This is a genomic window from Actinomadura sp. B10D3 (genome assembly GCF_039871695.1).
GTDB classification, from domain to species: domain Bacteria; phylum Actinomycetota; class Actinomycetes; order Streptosporangiales; family Streptosporangiaceae; genus Spirillospora; species Spirillospora madurae.
Genome location: NZ_JBDPLY010000038.1, coordinates 1 through 18,138, shown reverse-complemented (window position 1 = coordinate 18,138; position 18,138 = coordinate 1). Strand labels below are relative to the sequence as shown.

Annotated in this window: 17 protein-coding genes; 7 read left to right on the top strand and 10 right to left on the bottom strand. The window is 71.9% G+C overall.

From position 1 onward, the window contains the following. Positions 1 to 51 precede the first annotated feature (51 nt). The 8 genes from ABGB11_RS37605 to ABGB11_RS37570 all read right to left on the bottom strand — a co-directional run bounded on the left by ABGB11_RS37605 (position 52) and on the right by ABGB11_RS37570 (position 9,539). The gene (locus ABGB11_RS37605) at positions 52 to 2,145 is read right to left on the bottom strand and encodes a PQQ-dependent sugar dehydrogenase (RefSeq protein WP_347640271.1); all 2,094 of its coding nucleotides are present in this window, start codon (positions 2,143 to 2,145) and stop codon (positions 52 to 54) included. Positions 2,146 to 2,272: 127 nt separating this feature from the next. Then, entirely contained in the window at positions 2,273 to 3,544 is a 1,272-nt protein-coding gene (locus ABGB11_RS37600) for a hypothetical protein (RefSeq protein WP_347640270.1), read from the bottom strand. Further along, positions 3,541 to 4,341 (bottom strand): sugar phosphate isomerase/epimerase family protein, encoded by an 801-nt coding sequence (locus tag ABGB11_RS37595; RefSeq protein WP_347640269.1) that lies wholly within the window; start codon positions 4,339 to 4,341, stop codon positions 3,541 to 3,543. The genes ABGB11_RS37600 and ABGB11_RS37595 overlap by 4 nt, the downstream gene beginning before the upstream one ends. Next, positions 4,341 to 5,459, bottom strand: coding sequence for a dihydrodipicolinate synthase family protein (locus ABGB11_RS37590; protein WP_347640268.1), 1,119 nt, complete (start codon positions 5,457 to 5,459; stop codon positions 4,341 to 4,343). The genes ABGB11_RS37595 and ABGB11_RS37590 overlap by 1 nt, the downstream gene beginning before the upstream one ends. Then, the gene (locus ABGB11_RS37585; protein ID WP_347640267.1) at positions 5,456 to 6,598 is read right to left on the bottom strand and encodes a Gfo/Idh/MocA family oxidoreductase; all 1,143 of its coding nucleotides are present in this window, start codon (positions 6,596 to 6,598) and stop codon (positions 5,456 to 5,458) included. Before ABGB11_RS37585 ends, ABGB11_RS37590 begins: the two co-directional genes overlap by 4 nt. 63 nt (positions 6,599 to 6,661) lie before the next feature. After that, positions 6,662 to 7,480: an ABC transporter ATP-binding protein gene (locus tag ABGB11_RS37580; protein ID WP_347640266.1), complete on the bottom strand. Its 819-nt coding sequence runs from the start codon at positions 7,478 to 7,480 to the stop codon at positions 6,662 to 6,664. A gap of 20 nt (positions 7,481 to 7,500) precedes the next feature. After that, entirely contained in the window at positions 7,501 to 8,523 is a 1,023-nt protein-coding gene (locus tag ABGB11_RS37575) for an ABC transporter substrate-binding protein (protein WP_347640265.1), read from the bottom strand. Between the two features lie 146 nt (positions 8,524 to 8,669). Continuing rightward, positions 8,670 to 9,539: an ABC transporter permease gene (locus ABGB11_RS37570; protein ID WP_347640264.1), complete on the bottom strand. Its 870-nt coding sequence runs from the start codon at positions 9,537 to 9,539 to the stop codon at positions 8,670 to 8,672. A 141-nt stretch (positions 9,540 to 9,680) separates the two neighbouring features. On the opposite strand from ABGB11_RS37570, the gene ABGB11_RS37565 reads away from it, so the two are divergent. Both ABGB11_RS37565 and ABGB11_RS37560 read left to right on the top strand, forming a co-directional pair. After that, positions 9,681 to 10,739: a LacI family DNA-binding transcriptional regulator gene (locus tag ABGB11_RS37565; RefSeq protein WP_347640263.1), complete on the top strand. Its 1,059-nt coding sequence runs from the start codon at positions 9,681 to 9,683 to the stop codon at positions 10,737 to 10,739. A 13-nt stretch (positions 10,740 to 10,752) separates the two neighbouring features. Further along, complete coding sequence (locus tag ABGB11_RS37560) at positions 10,753 to 11,877, top strand: enolase C-terminal domain-like protein (protein WP_347640262.1); 1,125 nt, start codon at positions 10,753 to 10,755, stop codon at positions 11,875 to 11,877. A 46-nt stretch (positions 11,878 to 11,923) separates the two neighbouring features. Here ABGB11_RS37560 and ABGB11_RS37555 read toward each other — a convergent pair whose 3' ends face one another. Further along, positions 11,924 to 12,052, bottom strand: coding sequence for a hypothetical protein (locus tag ABGB11_RS37555; RefSeq protein ID WP_347640261.1), 129 nt, complete (start codon positions 12,050 to 12,052; stop codon positions 11,924 to 11,926). A gap of 192 nt (positions 12,053 to 12,244) precedes the next feature. Here ABGB11_RS37555 and ABGB11_RS37550 point away from each other — a divergent pair, with 192 nt between their 5' ends. After that, positions 12,245 to 12,772 (top strand): NADAR family protein, encoded by a 528-nt coding sequence (locus ABGB11_RS37550; protein ID WP_347640260.1) that lies wholly within the window; start codon positions 12,245 to 12,247, stop codon positions 12,770 to 12,772. Between the two features lie 115 nt (positions 12,773 to 12,887). Here ABGB11_RS37550 and ABGB11_RS37545 read toward each other — a convergent pair whose 3' ends face one another. After that, the gene (locus ABGB11_RS37545; protein WP_347640259.1) at positions 12,888 to 15,077 is read right to left on the bottom strand and encodes a germacradienol/geosmin synthase; all 2,190 of its coding nucleotides are present in this window, start codon (positions 15,075 to 15,077) and stop codon (positions 12,888 to 12,890) included. 113 nt (positions 15,078 to 15,190) lie between these two features. On the opposite strand from ABGB11_RS37545, the gene ABGB11_RS37540 reads away from it, so the two are divergent. Genes ABGB11_RS37540 through ABGB11_RS37525 form a run of 4 tightly spaced genes read left to right on the top strand, consistent with a single transcriptional unit; the run spans position 15,191 to position 18,017 of the window. Further along, positions 15,191 to 15,562 (top strand): phage holin family protein, encoded by a 372-nt coding sequence (locus tag ABGB11_RS37540; protein WP_347640258.1) that lies wholly within the window; start codon positions 15,191 to 15,193, stop codon positions 15,560 to 15,562. Between the two features lie 16 nt (positions 15,563 to 15,578). Beyond that, the gene (locus tag ABGB11_RS37535) at positions 15,579 to 16,466 is read left to right on the top strand and encodes an aldolase (protein ID WP_347640323.1); all 888 of its coding nucleotides are present in this window, start codon (positions 15,579 to 15,581) and stop codon (positions 16,464 to 16,466) included. Between the two features lie 31 nt (positions 16,467 to 16,497). Next, positions 16,498 to 17,046, top strand: coding sequence for a 2Fe-2S iron-sulfur cluster-binding protein (locus tag ABGB11_RS37530; protein WP_347640257.1), 549 nt, complete (start codon positions 16,498 to 16,500; stop codon positions 17,044 to 17,046). Continuing rightward, the gene (locus ABGB11_RS37525) at positions 17,043 to 18,017 is read left to right on the top strand and encodes a xanthine dehydrogenase family protein subunit M (RefSeq protein ID WP_347640256.1); all 975 of its coding nucleotides are present in this window, start codon (positions 17,043 to 17,045) and stop codon (positions 18,015 to 18,017) included. Before ABGB11_RS37530 ends, ABGB11_RS37525 begins: the two co-directional genes overlap by 4 nt. The last annotated feature ends 121 nt before the right edge of the window (positions 18,018 to 18,138 follow it).

Below are 18,138 nucleotides of genomic sequence, written 5' to 3'. Positions count from 1 at the left end.
TGGAGCCCTCCGGGCGGGCGGCGGTGCCCGCCGCCCGCCCGGAGGAGGCCGTTACTTCGCCGGGGTCCCGCGGACCGTCAGGTCGCGGAGCCGGCCGATGTTGTCGAACGAGCCGAAGCCCACCCGGCCAGAGCCGAGGGTCGTGTCGATGGCCGTGAAGACCGGTCGGGTCTTCCCGTCCACGTACACGGCCGTCTCACCGGTGCCGGCACAGTGCGTCACGGTGACGCGGTGCCACGCCTCGTCGGTGACGGACGGGGGCGCTCCGTGCGACCGGTTGGCGTTCCACTGCTGGTCGATCCGCAGCCGGTCCGCGCCGTTCACCAGGTAGATCCCGTTGTGCGGGTAGATGGTGTTGTCGCTGGAGAGATGGGCGTAATAGAAGTGCGTGTCGTCCTGGTAGCCGAAGACGACGATCACATCCCGGTTGCTGACCGATACCGGTGTGTCGAGCCGCACCTGCGCGTCGATCCGCGTCGAGGTGAACGCCGGCCCCTTCTTCAGGACCGCGTACTCGAACGGGCGGCGCGGCCCGGGGCGCTCCTCACCGGCCTCGGCGAGGATGACCTGGTCGCCCGGGAACTTCCACTTGGACGGCGTCACCGGCGCCCAGTTCTTCCCGGCCATGGCGTGCCCGACCTTGACCGGCCCGGCCTTGCAGTCCGCGAACCGCTTGGTCCCGACGACCTTCCAGATCTTGCCGTTGGCCTTGGCGAGCAGGTAGGGCTCGCCCTTGCCGTCCGAGCCGTAGCGCAGGTCGACCCGCTCGTCGCCCGCCAGCTCCTTCATCGTGACGGGCTTGCCGGAGGTGTCGTACGCGGTCATCTCGTAGATCTGCGCGCGGTTCTTCCCGGTCGCGTCGTGCTTCATCTCCGACTCTTCGGTGTACATGAGCCGGCCGTCCACGATGTCGGTGAACAGGTACTTGCCGCGCAGCGCGGGCAGCTTCGAGCCCCGGTAGACGTAGCCGCCGGAGATGGCGTGGCCGACGTCGCTGGAGCAGTTCCAGTCGGGCGGCGGGTCGTGGTCGTACGCCGCGAGCGGGTACTCGTAGTCGTACTTGTCGTCGTCCGCGGGCAGCGGGTACAGGTGGCAGCGGTCGTCCTTGCGGAACGTGAACGCGCCCTCCCGCTCGCTCCACCCGATGTTGGCGCCGGGGTAGAGCTCATGGATCGACTCGATCTCGTGCTCGCCGATGTGCGCGAGGAACATCCGGTGCGTCCCGCCGGTGTCCCAGCTGAACCGGTGCGGGTCGCGCATGCCGTAGGCGTAGATCTCGCCGACCTTGCCGGGCTGCCCGGCGTACGGGTTGTCGGCCGGGATGCCGTACTTGCCGTTGGCGCTGTCGTTCCCGGACGGGTCGATCCGCAGGATCTTGCCCTGCGGGACGCCGAGGTTCTGCGGGTCGCCGCCGTTGTCGCCGACGTTGCCGTTGCCGCCGTCGCCGACCGACAGGTAGAGCTTGCCGTAGTCGGGGTCGCCGGGCCGCGCGTTGGGGTTGAAGTCGATCTGCTGGAGGTTGTGGATCCGCCCGGCGAACCCGATGCGCAGCAGCTCCCGGTGGGTGCCGGAGAACCTGTTCGCCTTCGGGTCGGACGCCGTCCACTCGTCGATCACGCCGTGGTAGCCGGTCTTCGGCTGCGGCGTGAGGTCGGGCTTCTTCGTCGTCAGCGCGTCCCCGGCCTCGACGTGCGCGGTGTAGAACTTCCCGTTCTTCGCGAAGTCGGGGTGGAACGCGACGAACCCGAAGCCCTGCCCCAGCCCGGCCTGGGAGAAGAAGTCGGGCGCGAACGTCGCCGCGACGTCGAGGTAGACGTGCGGCGTGCGGGTCTTCTTGTCGAGCAGGTACAGGTTGCCGTTCAGGTCGGGCACGTAGAGGCGGCCCGAGCGGTCGGGGACCTCACCGACGTAGTTGATGCGGTTCCACCGCAGCAGCCGGGGGTCGGTCGGGGTTCCGGTCGGCTTCGACTTCGGCAGCTGCGCGACCTCCTGCAGCACGAGGCCGAGCCCGGAGGGGGCGGGGTCGTCGGGGATCGGGTCGAGGATCGGCGCGTCGTCGCGCGCCTGCGCCGCCGGTGGCACGGCGAGCAGCGGCAGCAGCAGCGCCGCGATCGTGAGGAGACACCAGTGAAGCTTTCTTCGCATTCCGGCCGTCCAAGGGTGGGGGTCGAGCGGGCCTGGAAAGCGCTTTCTGGAAGCGCTTTCACGAAAGTACGACCGGCCTCGCCCGACGTCAAGAGACAATTCGGCCCTGCCACATGTGGACATCACGTCACGACCGAACCCGCCGCAGCCATCCGTGCACGGCCGTCGCGGCCGCGGACACCACGAGCCCGGCGGGCGCGGCGGCGGAGTGCCCCGCCAAGGTCAGCGCCATGGCGACGGCCGCCCCGGGGGCCCAGATCCACGTCGCCACCGGACGTCCCGCCCGCCCGCGCCGCCGGCGAGCCGCCTCCGCCGCCATCGGCGGCACGAGCGCCGGCAGCGCCGCCGCCAGCACCGTCAGCCAGTCGAGCAGCATCCGGTCCACCCGCAGCGCCGCGAGCACGGCCCCGGGAACCGAGATCGCCAGAACCGCCACGACCTGCCGCCCATCGACCCGCCCCCACACCCAGGTCTCACGCTCGCCGGAACCGAGCGCGGTGGGGGCGGGGAGGAAGCGGCGGACGGCGAAGACGCCGGAGTGGACGGCGGCGAGGGTCGGGGCGATGACCGAGGCGGCGACGAACAGGTTCGCGGCCGGGAGGCCGTCCGGCCCGGCCAGGACGGCGACGACGTCGGTGGAGCCGCTGGCCGCCGCGACCCCGGCGCCCACGACGGAGGCCGCGAGCGCGGGGCCGACGAGGAGCGCCACGCAGGCCGCGAGGTCGCCGCGCCCGCGCAGGCCGACGGTGAAGTCGGGGGCCCGGACGGCGAACACCGACACGTACCCGATGTAGCCGGCGAGGTCGGCGACCAGGACGCCGGGCGGGCCCTCCCGGGAGAACGTCACCGGCGAGGAGGGCGGAGCGAGCCGCACGGCGACGATGCCGATCAGCGCGATCGCGGTGAGGGTGGTGGCGACGGCGACCGCGTTCCACCGGCCGCTGCCGGCGATCAGGACCGCGACCATCGGGACGGTCAGCGCCACCACGCCGACCGCGTCCGGGACGCCGCCCAGCGCGGCGGCGGCCGCCCCGCCGAGGCCGACGTTGAAGCCGAACCAGCCGACCATCGCGGCCGCCAGCAGGGCGGTGAACGCGCGCTCGGCCATGGGCGGCAGGTAGCGCGGCGCGAGCTCGGTCATGCCCGCGTCCTCACCGGCCGGCGCCCGGAGGCCGAGCCGTCCCTGCGCGGCGAGCAGCGTCGCCATGACGGCGCCGCCCACCACGAGGACGATCAACGGCAGCGCGCCGTCGTGGCGCCCGCCGACCTGCGCGCCGAGGACGAGCGCGCCCGGCGCCGTCCCGATGCCGAGCCAGGCGCCCGACGCCGCCCGCCAGGTCCGGCCTCCGTCCGACGTCCGGGAAACGGCCCCGCGAGGCGCGCCGGGCCGGTCCGTCACGCGACGTGCTCGCGGTAGCGGGAGAGGGCCAGGTCCAGGGCGTCCGGGCCCGGCATGGCCCAGACGGCGTCGTTGAAGATCTCCACCTCGATCGGGCCGGTGTAGCCGGTGGCGTCGACGGCCTCGCGGAAGCGCCGCAGCTCGACGCAGCCGTCGCCGAGCATGCCGCGTCCGGTGAGGACGCCCTCGGGCAGCGGCGTCACCCAGTCGGCGACCTGGAACAGCGACAGCCGGCCCTCCGCGCCCGCGCGGGCGATGCCGGCCCAGGCGTCCGGGTCCCACCACAGGTGATAGGTGTCGATCATCACGCCCACCTGGGCGGACGGGAACGGCGCCGCCATGTCGAGCGCCTGCGCGAGGGTGGACACCACGCACCGGTCGGAGCAGTACATCGGGTGCAGCGGCTCCAGCGCGAGCTGGACGCCGTGCTCGCCCGCGTAGGGCGCGAGTTCGGCCAGGACGTCGGCGACACGGGTACGGGCTCCGTCCAGGTCACGGGACCCCTCCGGCAGCCCGCCGCTCACTAGGCACAGTACGGGTGTACCCAGTTCGGCGGCCTCCTCGATGGCACGGCGGTTGTTCTCCACGGCGTCCTCTTCCTGGAAGAAGCCGCCCCGGCACAGGGACGTGACCGTCAGGCCGTGCTCGCGCATCAGCTTGGACGTGCGGGCCACGCCGTACTCGCCGACGGGCTCCCGCCAAAGGCCGACGCCGGTGACCCCTGCCGACGCGCAGCCGGCGGCGAGGTCGGGCAGGGGCCAGTACCGGGTCGTCCACTGGTTGAGGCTGAACCTCATCACTCGGCTCCTTGGACGGTCAGCCAGGCGCGCATCCTGTGGACCGCGAGGCCGGGGTCCGGGAAGAGCCCCGCGGCGTCGGCGAGCTGGAAGAGGCGCACCATGTGCGGGACGGATCGAGCGCCCTCAAGCCCGCCGACCATCCGGAAGTGCTTCTGGTGGCCGGTCAGCCAGGCCAGGAACACCACGCCCGTCTTGTAGTAGTAGGTCGGGGTTTCGAAGAGGTGCCGTGCGAGCGGCACCGTCGGCGCGAAGATCTCCTCGTAGGACGCGGTGTCGCCGTCGTCGAGGGCCCGCAGCGCCGCGGCGGCGGCCGGCGCGATGGGGTCGAAGATGCCGAGGAGCGCGTCGCTGTAGCCCTCGGCGTCGCCGCGGATCAGTTCCGGATAGTTGAAGTCGTCGCCGGTGTAGAGCCGGACGCCGGACGGCAGGCGGCGGCGGAAGGCGATTTCCCGCTCCGCGTCCAGCAGCGAGATCTTCACGCCGTCGATGCGGGACGCGTGCTCGCCGATCAGGGCGAGCAGCGCCTCGGCCGCGGTGTCCAGGTCGGGCGAGCCCCAGTAGCCCTCCAGCGCCGGGTCGAACATCGGGCCCAGCCAGTGCAGGACCGCGGGCCGCTTGACCTGGGGCAGCAGCCGCCCGTAGACCGCGGCGTAGTCGTCCGGCCCGCGCGCCGCGGCGGCCAGATGGCGGCTCGCCATCAGCACCGGCACCGCGTCCACCGACTCGATGACGGCGAGCTGCTCCTCGTACGCCGCCACGATCTCGTCGAGAGAGGCGGGCCCGGGCGGCAGCTGGTCGGTGCCCGCCCCGCACACGATGCGCCCTCCTACTGAAAGCGCTTCCCGACCGCTCCGCACGATGAGCTCGCGGGTCGCCGCCCAGTCCAGGCCCATGCCGCGCTGCGCGGTGTCCATCGCCTCCGCGACGCCCAGCCCGTACGACCACAGATGCCGCCGGAACGCCAGCGTCGTCCCCCAGTCGAGGAACTCGCCGCCGGGCACCACGTGCGCGGCCGCGAAGGCGACCCGGGACGTGCTCGGGCCGGGAGGCGGCGGGTACGAGCGCGGCTCGCCCATGGTGTGCGGGGTCAGCGACCCCGGCAGGTCGATCTTCACAGCTCCGGTACCTCCAGGCGCCTGCCCTCCCGCCACGCCCGCAGCCCGAGCTCGGCGAGCTGCACGCCGCGCGCCCCGGCGTAGAAGTCCCAGGGGAACTCGCCGTCGCCGGCGATGTGCCGCAGGAACATCTCCCACTGGGTCTTGAACCCGTTGTCGAACTCGACGTTGTCCGGGATCTCCTGCCACTGCGAGCGGAAGTCCTCGGTGGCGGGCAGGTCGGGGTTCCACACCGGCTTCGGCGTCATCGACCGGTGCTGGACGCGGCAGCGCCGCAGCCCCGCCACCGCGGACCCCTCGGTCCCGTCCACCTGGAACTCCACCAGCTCGTCGCGGAACACCCGGGTCGCCCAGGACGAGTTGATCTGCGCGACGATCCCGCCGTCCAGCTCGAAGATCCCGTAGGCGGCGTCGTCGGCGGTGGCCTCGTACGGCTTGCCGGCCTCGTCCACCCGCTCGGGGATGTGCGTCGCCCCGAGCGCCTGGACGGAGCGCACCGGCGCGATGGCGTCCAGCACGTACCGCCAGTGGCAGAACATGTCGAGGATGATCCCGCCGCCGTCCTCGGCCCGGTAGTTCCAGCTCGGGCGCTGCGCCTCCTGCCAGTCGCCCTCGAACACCCAGTAGCCGAACTCGCCGCGCACCGACAGGATCCGCCCGAAGAACCCGCCGTCGATGAGGCGTTTCAGCTTGAGCAGCCCCGGCAGGAACAGCTTGTCCTGGACGACCCCGTGCCGCACCCCGGCCTCGTCGGCGAGCCGCGCGAGGGCCAGCGCGCCCTCCAGGTCGTCGGCCAGCGGCTTCTCGGTGTAGATGTGCTTGCCGGCCGCCACGGCGGCGCGGATCGCGTCCTCCCGCGCGCTGGTGACCTGCGCGTCGAAGTAGACGTCGGTCTCCGGACGCGCCAGCGCCTCGGCCAGGTCGGTCGTCCAGGCGGTGAGCCCGTGCCGCTCGGCGAGGTCGCGCAGCTTGTCCTCGCTGCGCCCGACGAGCACGGGCTCCGGCCAGAGCACGGTGCCGTCGCCCGTGCGGACCCCGCCCTGCTCCCTGATCGCGAGGATCGAGCGGAGGAGATGCTGGCGATACCCCATCCGGCCGGTGACGCCGTTCATGACGATCCCGATGGACCTGCGTGCCATCCCGTTCCTTCCTAGCCTGTCGTGTAGTGGCCTTCGCCCGCGGCGCTCCGCCGCGGGCACCGGTCAGTCCGGTGCGCCGCCCGCACCGAGGAGCCCCCGGACGCGGTTGGTGACGCGGGCGAACTCAGGGCGGGCCATGGTGGCGGCGTAGTCGCGCTCGGCCGGCAGGTCGACGTCGATGATCTCGGCGATCGAGCCGGGCCGGTCGGTCATCACCACGACGCGGTCGGCGAGGTAGGCCGCCTCCGCGATCGAGTGCGTGACGAGCAGGACGGTCGTGCCCGTCTCCCGCCAGATCCGGTTCATCTCGACGTTGAGCTGCTCGCGGGTGAGGGCGTCGAGGGCGCCGAACGGCTCGTCCATCAGCAGGACGGGCGGCTCGTGCAGCAGTGCCCGGCACAGCGCGACCCGCTGCTGCATGCCGCCGGACAGCTCGTGCGGCAGCGCGTCCTCGAACCCCGTCAGGCCGGTCATCTCGATCAGCTCGGCGGTCCGCTCGCGCGCCCGCTCGGACGGCATCTTGCGCATCTCCGCCTGGAGCAGGATGTTCTTGCGGGCGCTGCGCCACTCCAGCAGCGCGGCCCGCTGGAACACGTAGCCGATGTCGTGCCGCGGCCCCGCGACCGTCTCGCCGCGCAGCCGCACCGTGCCGGACGAGGGCTTCAGCAGCCCCGCGACCAGTTTCAGCAGCGTGGACTTGCCGCAGCCGGACGGGCCGACGATGGCCACGAACTCGCCCATCGCGATGTCCAGCGACACCTCGCGCAGCGCCGTGACGTCCCGCTTGCGGCTGCGGAACCGGACCGCGACCTCGTCGATCTCGACCGCGCTCTCGCGCGCCGTCGCGTCGGTCCCGTCCGTCCCGGTGGCTGACTTGCTCATGATCCTCATCGCTCGTCCCGTCATCCCTGCGGTGCGGCCGACGCCTGCCAGTACTCCGACGGCGGCTTGGCCTCACCGATGACCCCGGCCTGCTGGAAGGTGGCGATCGTCGTCTTCCAGTCGCTCTCGGCGTTGACGCCCGGCGCCTTGCCCTGCGTCGCCGGCGTGTGCAGCAGCGTCAGCGTGGTCTTGAACTGCTCGGTGATGACCTTCCCGGGCGGGAGCTGTTCGGACGCGCCGGCCATGCTCGCGACGGCGCCCGCCTGGTCGCCCTCCGCCGCCGTCCACGACTCGCTCGTGGCGGCGACCATCTTCTTGACGACGTCGGCGTCGCTCTTCAGCTTGCGCTCGCCGACGATCAGGCCGTTGGAGAAGAAGTTCAGCCCGAAGTCGGAGTACCGCAGGTACGACACTTCCTTGCCGGACTTCTCGGCCATCGTCGGGCCCTGGTCGTTCGCGAAGCCCATCAGCCCCGCGGTCTTGCCGGACAGCACCGCGGCCATCTTCCCGGCCGGGTCGGTGTTCTGGACGGGCACGTCGCTCTCGCTGATGCCGTTCTTCTTCAGGAACACCGGGAAGGTGCGCGCCAGCGCGTCCCCGGCCGTCCCGGCGATCTTCTTGCCCTTCAGGTCGGCGGGCTTCTTGATGCCGGCCGTGGTGAACGACTGCACCGACGCGGGCGTGGTCTGCAGGAACACCCCGACGCTCTTGACGGGCATCCCCTTGTCGACGGCCGCGAGCAGCGCGGGCGTGTCGGCCCAGCCGAAGTCGGTCTGCCCGGCGCCGGTGGCCTGGACGGTCTTCTGCGAGCCCTGGCCCGCCTTGATCTCCAGGTCGATGCCGTGCTTCTCGTAGATGCCCTTCTTCTTGCCGTAGTAGAACGGCGCGTGCTCGCCGTACGGGTACCAGTTGAGCGTCAGCGTGACCTTGGTCAGCTTCTTGCCGGACGCGCTCGTGGTCTCGTCGGAGTCCCCGCCGCAGGCGGTGCCGGTGAGCGCCAGGGCCGGGACCATGGCGGCGATGGCGAGAGTGCGGAGTTTCATGAGGCGGCCCTCCGTAAAGGGGTGGGTTTGTCTCGGCCGGTGGTGTCGGACGTCCCGCCCGGTGGTTCCCGGGCGGACGGTTCGGTGGCGGGGGCGGTGGGACCGGGTGCCGGCGGCGCCCGGCGTGGACGGCGCGCGCGGCGCCGTCAGTACGTCGTGGTGACCGCGTCGCCGCGCCGGCTGGCGTGCCAGGGCAGCAGCAGCTTCTCCGCGACCTCGACGACGACGAACAGCACGACGCCGATGGCCGACATCACCAGCAGGCCGGCGAACAGCATCGGGGTGTCGAGGTTGCCGTTGGCCTGCAGGATCACGTAGCCGAGCCCCTCGTTGGCGCCGACGAACTCGCCGACGACGGCGCCGGTGACGGCGAGCGTGACCGCGACCTTCAGGCCGGAGAACAGGTGCGGGAGCGAGGCCGGCAGCCGGATCTTGGCGAACGTCGCCAGCGGGCTCGCGCCCATGGTGGCCGACAGCTGGAGCATCTCCGGGTCCACCGCCTTCAGCCCGGCCACCATCGAGATCACCACCGGGAAGAACGCGATCAGCACCGCCACGACGATCTTGGGGCCGATGCCGAAGCCGAGCCACACCACGAACAGCGGGGCGATCGCGATCTTCGGGATGACCTGCGCGAACAGCAGGATCGGATAGAGGGTGCGCTCGACCGTCGCCGAGTAGACCATGACCACCGCGGCGAAGACCCCGATGAGCACCGCGAGCGCGAAGCCGATCAGGGTCTCGTACGTGGTGACCCAGGTGTGGTGCCAGATGTAGCCCCACTTGTCGGCCATCAGGCTCAGCGTCGCGCCGGGCGACGGGACGAGGTACGCCTCCACGATCTTGAAGGCGCTCACGGCCCACCAGGCCGCGAAGCAGGCGATCAGCAGCGCGACGGGCCGCCACGACCGTTCCAGGCCGTCGCGGACCCGCTCGCCCACGCCGGGCCGGCCGCGTTCGACGACGCCCGCCGCGTCCGCCTTCGGCGTCGCGGCCGTCGTGCCCTGACTCACCATGGGTTCCTCCGGGACGGTGGCTGTGAAAGCGCGTTCAGAAAGCGCTTTCTGATGTACCGTAAGAAGCGGCGCATGGCGCGGTCAAGAGGGTCTTCGCAGGAAACCCGCCGCGTGGACCCCGCGTCGACCGAGGGGGCGGTGATGACGGAAGCGGCCGAGGAGCAGCGCGCCGGCGACCGGGCCTACGTGACCCTGCAGGACGTCGCGCGGGAGGCCGGCGTCTCGCTGGCCACCGCGTCCCGCGTCCTGAACGGGACCTCCCAGGTGCGCGCCGACCTCCGGGAACGCGTGCTCGCCGCGGCCGCGGAGCTGAGCTACACCCCGAACGCGCACGCGCAGGCGCTCGCCAGCTCGTCCAGCAAGTCCGTCGGGGTCATCTGCCACGACGTCAGCGACCCCTACTTCGCCGCCATCGCCCACGGCGTGATGCGCACCGCCGCCGAGCACGGGATGCTCGTGATGCTCGCCAGCACGTTCCGCGACCCGTCCCGCGAGGTCGAGTACGTGGCGATGCTGCGCGCCCAGCGGGCCCGCGCGATCCTGCTGATCGGCTCCGGCTTCGAGGACCGCGACTGGGAGCGCCTGATGGCCGCCGAGCTGGACCCCTACCAGCGCACCGGCGGGCGCGTCGCGGTCCTCAGCCGGCACCGCAGCCTCAAGGTGGACGCCGTCCTGCCGCAGAACCGGGAGGGCGCCGGCGCCCTCGCCCGCGCGCTGCTCGACCTCGGCCACCGCGAGTTCGCCGTGCTGACCGGCCCCCGCGCGCTCACCACCGTCGCCGACCGGCTCGGCGGGTTCACCGACGCGCTCGCCGACGCCGGTATCACCGTCCCGCCCGAGCGCATCGTCGAGGCGGCCTTCACCCGCGACGGCGGCTACGCGGCGGCGATCGAGCTGCTCCGCCGCGGGACCCGCCCGACCTGCGTGTTCGCCGTCACGGACGTGATGGCGATCGGCGCGCTCGCGGCGTTCCGCGACAACGCGGTCTCCGTGCCGGGCGACATCTCCCTCGCGGGCTTCGACGACATCCCGATCGTCCGCGACCTGACCCCGCCGCTCACCACCGTCGCGCTCCCGCTGAACGCGATGGGGGAGCGCGTGATGGGGCTGGCGCTGCGCGAGCCCGCCACCCGCCGGAGCCGCATCGAGCGCGTCGCCGGCGAGGTGGTGCTGCGCGCCAGCACGGCCCCGCCCAGCTGACCGGAGGCGTGCGATGAGGATCGAACGGGTCGAGACGTTCTGCGTGGCGCTGCCGACGCGCCGGTCGTTCGGCGTGTCCGGCGGCGCGGTCACCGTGGCCGGGCGGCCCAGCCTGCGCGTCCTGGTCAAGGTCAGCGCGGACGGCGCGCACGGCTGGGGCGAGGCGACCCCCATCCCCGCCTGGACGTACGAGACCGCCGAGTCGATCGTGACCACGATCGACCGCTACCTCGCGCCCGTCCTGGTCGGCCGCCCCGCCTGGGACCTGGACGGTGCCACCACCGCCTTCGACCGGGCCGTCAACCGCGGCTTCAGCATCGGCGCGCCGCTGGCCAAGAGCGCCGTGGACGTCGCCCTCCACGACCTGCTGGGCCGCGCCGCCGGCGTCCCGCTCGGCATGATGTGGGGCGCGCGGCGCCGCGAGACGATCGACCTGGCCTGGATCGTCTCCGGCCAGTCCCCGGACGAGGTCGCCGACAGCGTCGCCGAGGGGCGCGACCTCGGCTACGGCGCCTTCAAGGTCAAGATCGGCCTGCACGCCGACGACGCGGCCGTGGTCGAGGCGGTCCGCCTGCACGCGGGCGACGACGCCGCCCTCTGGGTGGACGCCAACCAGGGCTACACGGTCAGCGGCGCCCTGCGGATGGCGCGGCGCCTGGAGGACCTCGGCGTCACGGCGTTCGAGCAGCCCCTCCCGGCCAACGACATCGCCGGGCTGCGCCGCCTCCGCGACACCTGCCCGATCCCCGTCGCGCTGGACGAGAGCCTCCGGCACCCGTCCGACCTGGCCACGTTCGTCCGTCTCGAAGCGGTCGACATCGCCATCGCGAAGGTCCAGCGCACCGGCGGGCTCACGCTCTCGCGCCGCCTCTGCTCGCTCGCCGAGGACGCGGGCGTCGCGCTGATGGGCTCCGGCCTCACCGACTCCGACCTGGGCCTGGCCGCGTCCCTGCACCTCTTCGCGGCGCACGGCCTGGACACCCCGGTCGACCTGAACGGCCGGCAGTTCATCGAGTCGCCGTACGCGGGCCCGACGGTACGGGTCTCGAAGGGCACGGCCGAGGTCCCGTCCGGTCCGGGCCTGGGCGTCGAGGTGGACGAGAAGACCGTCCGCGACCTGGCGGTCTCCGTCCTCTAGAAACGAAAGAACCCGCCCGGGGCTCCGGGCGGGTTCTCATCTATCGTCAGCGCGCGGCGAGTTGGTCCTTGGTCGCCTCGGTCTCCGCGGGACGTTCGGAGTCCGAATCCGCCGGGCGCCGCTCGGGCCACGCGACGATCTGGGTGCGACGGGGGTTCGCCAGGGCCTTGTCCATTGTTACTGCCGTCCTCCTGTTCGGGCCGGGCCGAAGTTAGACGATGGTCCCGGCGTCCAGCCCGCTTTCGCAAAATGGTCTAGACCGCACCCTCTGACCAGGGCCGCGGTACTTCTTCCGAACAACGCCGGCCGATCTTCCATTCCCGAAACCCGCTGGCCGCCCCCGTCCACCGGCTGGCACCCTCGTCCCATGGACGTCGCCGAGCTGTCCCGCCTCCAGGAGGAGGGCACGCGCCTGAAATTCCTGTTCTTCTGGGGCCACCAGAAACCGGGACCCGGCTATCTCAGCCAGTGGTGGCCGTCCCCCTTCACCGTCGACGGCACCACCTACGCCACCGCCGAGCACTACATGATGGCCGGAAAGGCCCGCCTCTTCGGCGACGAGGAAACGGCCGCCGCGATCATCGCGGCGTCCCATCCGCGCCGCGCCAAAGACCTCGGCCGCCGTGTCCGCGATTTCGACGAGAAGACCTGGCAGGACCACCGTGTGGCGATCGTCACGAAAGGCAGCGAGGCCAAGTTCGCGCAGAACGAGGAGCTTCGCGACTACCTCCTCGGCACCCGCGACCGCATCCTCGTCGAGGCGAGCCCCCTGGACCGCGTCTGGGGCATAGGCCTGGCCGCCGACGACCCCCGCGCCGAAGACGTGTCGTCCTGGCAGGGCCAGAACCTCCTCGGCTTCGCCCTCATGACCGCCCGCACGGCCCTGACCCCGTAGCCCGGGCAGCGGGCACGGGGCCAGGGAACGATGCCCGCTAGGGCTCCAGACGCACCCCACATGTCCGCACACCCCCCAGCATTTCCCGCGATGACCATGTCTTCTAGGTACACCCTCATGAGCCTGGGCTTGCTGGGCGCGGGGACGGAACGGTCGGGGTCGTGGTCGTGCGGGTGAAGAGGTAGATGGCGGAGGTGCCGAGGCCGGTGGGTTTGGGGAGGCGCGGGGTGGGCTCGCGTTCGTCGTAGCGGTCGGATTCGCGGTGCCATAGGAGGATGCCGGCCATCCAGTCGCGGAGTTCGGCCACGTAGGCCGTGAGTGCCGCGCGGGTGGTGTCGTCCAGGTCCAGGTCGTCGCAGAGGGCCGGGAGTTCGGTGGTGGCCAGGTGCTCGAACTGGCGGCGGCGTGAGGTGATGAGGTCGTTGACGATGGGCAGTGCCTCGTCGCGGCCGCAGCCGAAGAAGTTCTCGATGGCGAGGACGCCGTTGTTCAGCTCGCCCTCGTACTCGATCTCCTTCTGGTAGGAGAAGCAGTCGTTGAGGAGGCAGGCGACGTCCATCGCGGAGGCGTCGATCTCGCGGAGGGTGCGGGTCTGGAAGACGTGCGCGGGGATCTCGTGTGCGCGCTCGATGCGGGACAGGCTCATCGTCAGCTCGGAGCCGAAGGTGTGCCGGCGCATCTCGATGTAGTCGACGGGGTCCGGGATGCGTGACTGGAGATGGTTGTTCAGCTCCCAGAGCCAGCTTTCGGTCATGTGCTCGACGGCCGTGCGGAACTCGCGGCGGCCGCGGTCGTCCATGGGGGTGGCGGTGCGGCGCCACAGGTCGGCGAGGGCGGCCTCGAACGGGTTCTCCGGGGGCGGGGTCGCGCCGCAGTCCAGGGGCATGAAGGACGGGACGCGGGCGTGGAACAGCTTCGCGCCGGCCATGTCGCGGTCCCGGTTGAAGACGGCGGGGAAGTAGTCGTCGCCGAAGGTTCCGCAGGCCAGCCACTGGGTCGCGAGGTCGAGTGCCTCGGGCCCCGCGTCCGGGGCGATGGACGCGGCGCAGATCTCCAGGGCCATCCCGGTGAGCCTCTCGGCGCTCCATACCGGGACGGGCGTGCGTGGTCGCGGGTCGAACATGCCCATCTCGCGGGCCCAGGCGACGACGTTGCGGCCCGCGTCGGCGCGGTGCGGGTTGACGCGGGGCGGGTACGGGATGTCGAACTCGGGCAGCGGTGTCGGGCCCACCCGCTGGAACGGGACGTGGGGCAGGCTGATCCGCGCGGATTTCAGCAGCGCCGGGATGCGGGCGGCCGACATGCCCAGCGCTTTGCTGTTCATGTACCGGCTGGAGCGCAGGTGCCATTCGTGGCCGCCGGACTGCCAGTCCTGGAGGGCCTTCACGTAGGCCGCGACGCCCGTTCGTTCGACCGGGTCGAGCGCGTGGTCTTCGACGATGTGGGGGAGTTCCGTCAGAGCGGTGTTCTCGAACTGGCGCAGGCGCGAGGTCAGCAGGTCGTTGACCGTGTTCGCGGCGACCTGGGGCGCGACGGAGAGGAAATGCTCCATCACCAGGACGCAGTTGTTCACCTCGCCCTCGGATTCGGTCTCCCGCTGGTAGGAGAAGAGGTCGTTCCGCAGGTGCACGGCGTCGGAGAAGGTGTCCTTGAGGACGCGCAGCGGGCGCGTGCCCACGATGCGTTCGGGCAGCTCGACGCCCGCCGCGTGTTCGGCGAGGTCCGCCGACCAGGGCGCACCGCCGACCTTGCGGCGCATCTCGATGTACTCGACCGGGTTCGGGATCCGCCCGGTGCTGATGTTGGACAGCTCCCACAGCGACTCGCGCAGCAGGTTCAGGGTGCTGGTGGAGAAGCGGCGCCGCCAGGCGTCCGACCTGGACGGGACGGTCCGCGCCCACAGGTCGGCGAGACCGCGCTCGACGGCGTTCACCGGCTCCGGCGGGTCGAGCGACATGAACAGCGGCAGCCGGTCGAGGTACGACCGCGCGCCCTCCTGGTCGTGCGGCTTCTTGAAGACCTCCAGGAAATGGTCGTCGAAGTAGAACACCCAGACGTACCAGTCGGTGACGAGGTCGAGTTCGGGCCCGTCGCAGTCGGGGTGCGTGTAGGCGCACAGGAGCGCATAGTCCATGGCTTCGAGCGCGCTCTCGTCCCAGATGTCGGGCGTGCCGGGGTCGCGGTGCTCGTCCAGCATCCGCATCTCGCGCGCCCACGCCATGGTGTGCGCTCGCGCGCGCTCCAGGTGCGGGTTCAGCCGCGCGGGGTACGGGACGTAGAAGTCGGGCAGCTCGAAAGGTTGCATCCACCGGCCTCTCTGTCGGGGTCCGGATCGGTAACCTACAGCACACGTAAAGTCACTTGAAGTGACACTTTGCTCGCTCGATTCTCATCCTCATCTGCGGGTAAGGCGAGGTCATGACGGAGTCGCGCGAACCGGTGGAGGCCGGCGACCCGCTGGAGCAGAACCTCGTGCTCGCCCGGCGGGTGGTCGAGGCCGCTCAGCAGGAGATGATCGACAAGGCCAGGCAGCGCATCCCCGCGCTGCGGCTGGGCGCCGTGGCGGGGGCCTTCGGGGTCCTCGCGACCGCCGCCACCTACCGGATGAACGTGCTCCTCCTGGAGCGGAAGCTGCCGCCCGAACTGGCGTCGTTCGTCGCCGCGGCGGTGTACGGCGGAGGGGCGGGCGCCGCGGCGGTGGCCGCGTCCCGAAAGTGGAAGGGCCTGCCGGCGCCGCTGCCCACCGACACGGCGCGCCAGGTGGTGGAGATCCTCTCCGACTCCGGCTGATTGACATGGCGAGGTGATCATCAGCAGACTCGGCGGCGTGCGCATCAGCGACCTGGCCGACGTGCGGGCCGCGCGGCCGGAGGCGATCGCCGAGGCGGCGGCGCGGCGGGAGCGGCGGGACGCGCCGCCCGGCGCGTCCGGCCGGCTGATGATCATCGCGGCGGACCATCCGGCCCGCGGCGCGCTCGGCGCCGGCGGCGACCCGGTGGCGATGGCCGACCGCGCCGACCTGCTCGACCGGCTGTGCGTCGCGCTCGACCGGCCCGGGGTGGACGGCGTGCTCGGCACCCCCGACGTCCTGGAAGACCTGATGCTGCTCGGCGTCCTCGACGGCCGGCTGGCGATCGGGTCGATGAACCGGGGCGGTCTCGCCGGGACGTCCTTCGAGATCGACGACCGGTTCACCGCCTACGACGCGGACGCGATCGCCGCGGCGCGGCTGGACGGCGGCAAGATGCTCCTGCGCGTCGACGACGCCGACCCGGCGACCGCCCGGACGCTGGAGGGCTGCGCGCACGCGGTGTCGGCGCTCGCGCGGCACCGGCTGATGGCGATGGTGGAGCCGTTCGTGGCGCACCGGATCGAGGGCCGCGTCCGGAACCTGCTGACGCCCGAGGCGATGATCCGGGCGGTGTCGGTCGCGTCCGGGCTCGGCGTCACGTCGGCGTACACGTGGCTGAAGGTGCCGGTCGTCCCGGAGATGGAGCGGGTGATGGCGGCGACGACGCTGCCCGCGCTGCTGCTCGGCGGCGAGGTCGCCGGCGACCCGCGCGCGGTGCGGGACGGCTGGCGGCGCGCGATGCGGATCCCGGGGGTGAAGGGCCTCGTCGTGGGACGGTCGCTGCTGTATCCGCCGGACGGTGACGTCCGGGGCGCCGTGGACGCCGCCGTCGAGGTCTTGTGACCGATCGATGATCCGGGGTAGGCAGTCGGGCATGGACAGTGAAGCCACCCCGGTACACGCCGACATCACCCTGCGCGTGAACGGCACGGAGCACCGGCTGAACGTCGATACGCGGGCGTCGCTCCTGGACGTCCTGCGTGAGGATCTCGGGCTGACGGGCTCGAAGAAGGGCTGCGACCACGGTCAGTGCGGTGCGTGCACCATCCTTCTCGGCGGACGCCGTGCGAACGGATGCCTTGCCCTGGCCGTCGCGCATGATGGCGCGGAGATCGTCACCGTCGAGGGGCTGGCGCAGGACGACGGGCGCCTCAGCCCCGTGCAAGAGGCGTTCATCGAGAACGACGCGTTCCAGTGCGGTTACTGCACCCCTGGTCAGCTCTGTTCCGCGACGGCGGTACTGGACGAGGCGGAAAGCGGCTGGCCGAGCGCTGTGACCCGCGACCTCGGCGCTGACCCCGTCCTGGACGACGACGAGATCCGTGAACGCATGAGCGGCAACCTCTGCCGGTGCGGTGCGTATGTCGGCATCGTCGCGGCGGTGAGACAGGCCGCGCAGGGCAGGGAGGCGGCCGGAGCATGAGGCCCTTCGCCTACGAGCGCGCCACCAGTGCCGAGGACGCCCTTCAGCGGCACGAGGCCGGAGCCGTCTATCTCGGCGGCGGGACCAACCTCGTGGACCTGATGCGGCTCGGGGTGGAGGAACCGGCCCGGCTCGTCGACGTCTCGCACCTGCCGCACGACGGGATCGAACTGCGGCCCGACGGGAGCCTCGTCATCGGGGCGGCGGTGAGCAACAGCGCCCTCGCCGCGGACCGGACGGTCCGCGAGGGGCACCCCGTGTTGGCGCAGGCCGTCCTTGCGGGAGCGTCCGGGCAGATACGCAACCTGGCGACCGTCGGCGGCAACCTGCTCCAGCGCACCCGCTGCTCGTACTTCCAGGACGCCTCCAAGCCGTGCAACAAGCGGAGTCCCGGCAGCGGATGTCCCGCGCGGGAGGGCGAGCACCGCAACCTGGCGATCCTGGGCCACTCGGAGGCGTGCGTGGCGACGCACCCGTCCGACATGGCGGTCGCGCTGGCGGCCCTGGACGCGTCCGTCCGGGTCCACGGGCACGGCGGGGAGAGGACCGTCGCCTTCGATGACCTGCACAGGCTCCCCGACAGCGAGCCGGAACGCGACACCACGCTCGAACCAGGCGATCTCATCACCGCCGTGGAGGTTCCTCCGCTCGGCATGCCGTCCCGCTACCGCAAGGTCAGGGAACGCGCGTCGTTCGCCTTCGCGCTGGTCTCCGTGGCCGCCGCCCTGGACGTGGAGGGCGATCACGTGCGGGACGTGCGGCTGGCCCTGGGCGGTGTCGCCCACAAACCGTGGCGGGCGCGGCGCGCGGAAGAGGCGCTCCGGGGCGCCCAGGTGACGAGGGAGTCGTTCCTGCGCGCCGCCGAGGCCGAACTGGAGGCCGCCGAGCCCCTGCGCGACAACGCGTACAAGGTGCCGCTGGCGCGCAATCTGATCGTCCGGACGCTGACCGAACTGGGGGAGGCCTCATGACACTCCCTGTGTCAACCTCAGGAAGCGAGAGGCTCCATGAGCGCTGTTGCGGCGCCGTGTTTGGTGGGGTCGTAGGGGACGCTGTCGTGCCAGCAGCGCCAGATGACGCGGATCCAGGCGC

Excerpts from the sequence above, each read along its gene's own strand:
- ABGB11_RS37605 (WP_347640271.1), bottom strand. The coding sequence starts at position 2,145 with ATGCGAAGAAAGCTTCACTGGTGTCTCCTCACGATCGCGGCGCTGCTG.
- ABGB11_RS37595 (WP_347640269.1), bottom strand. The coding sequence starts at position 4,341 with ATGAGGTTCAGCCTCAACCAGTGGACGACCCGGTACTGGCCCCTGCCC.
- ABGB11_RS37585 (WP_347640267.1), bottom strand. The coding sequence starts at position 6,598 with ATGGCACGCAGGTCCATCGGGATCGTCATGAACGGCGTCACCGGCCGG.
- ABGB11_RS37580 (WP_347640266.1), bottom strand. The coding sequence starts at position 7,480 with ATGAGCAAGTCAGCCACCGGGACGGACGGGACCGACGCGACGGCGCGC.
- ABGB11_RS37575 (WP_347640265.1), bottom strand. The coding sequence starts at position 8,523 with ATGAAACTCCGCACTCTCGCCATCGCCGCCATGGTCCCGGCCCTGGCG.
- ABGB11_RS37570 (WP_347640264.1), bottom strand. The coding sequence starts at position 9,539 with ATGGTGAGTCAGGGCACGACGGCCGCGACGCCGAAGGCGGACGCGGCG.
- ABGB11_RS37565 (WP_347640263.1), top strand. The coding sequence starts at position 9,681 with ATGACGGAAGCGGCCGAGGAGCAGCGCGCCGGCGACCGGGCCTACGTG.
- ABGB11_RS37560 (WP_347640262.1), top strand. The coding sequence starts at position 10,753 with ATGAGGATCGAACGGGTCGAGACGTTCTGCGTGGCGCTGCCGACGCGC.
- ABGB11_RS37555 (WP_347640261.1), bottom strand. The coding sequence starts at position 12,052 with ATGGACAAGGCCCTGGCGAACCCCCGTCGCACCCAGATCGTCGCGTGG.
- ABGB11_RS37550 (WP_347640260.1), top strand. The coding sequence starts at position 12,245 with ATGGACGTCGCCGAGCTGTCCCGCCTCCAGGAGGAGGGCACGCGCCTG.
- ABGB11_RS37545 (WP_347640259.1), bottom strand. The coding sequence starts at position 15,077 with ATGCAACCTTTCGAGCTGCCCGACTTCTACGTCCCGTACCCCGCGCGG.
- ABGB11_RS37540 (WP_347640258.1), top strand. The coding sequence starts at position 15,191 with ATGACGGAGTCGCGCGAACCGGTGGAGGCCGGCGACCCGCTGGAGCAG.
- ABGB11_RS37530 (WP_347640257.1), top strand. The coding sequence starts at position 16,498 with ATGGACAGTGAAGCCACCCCGGTACACGCCGACATCACCCTGCGCGTG.
- ABGB11_RS37525 (WP_347640256.1), top strand. The coding sequence starts at position 17,043 with ATGAGGCCCTTCGCCTACGAGCGCGCCACCAGTGCCGAGGACGCCCTT.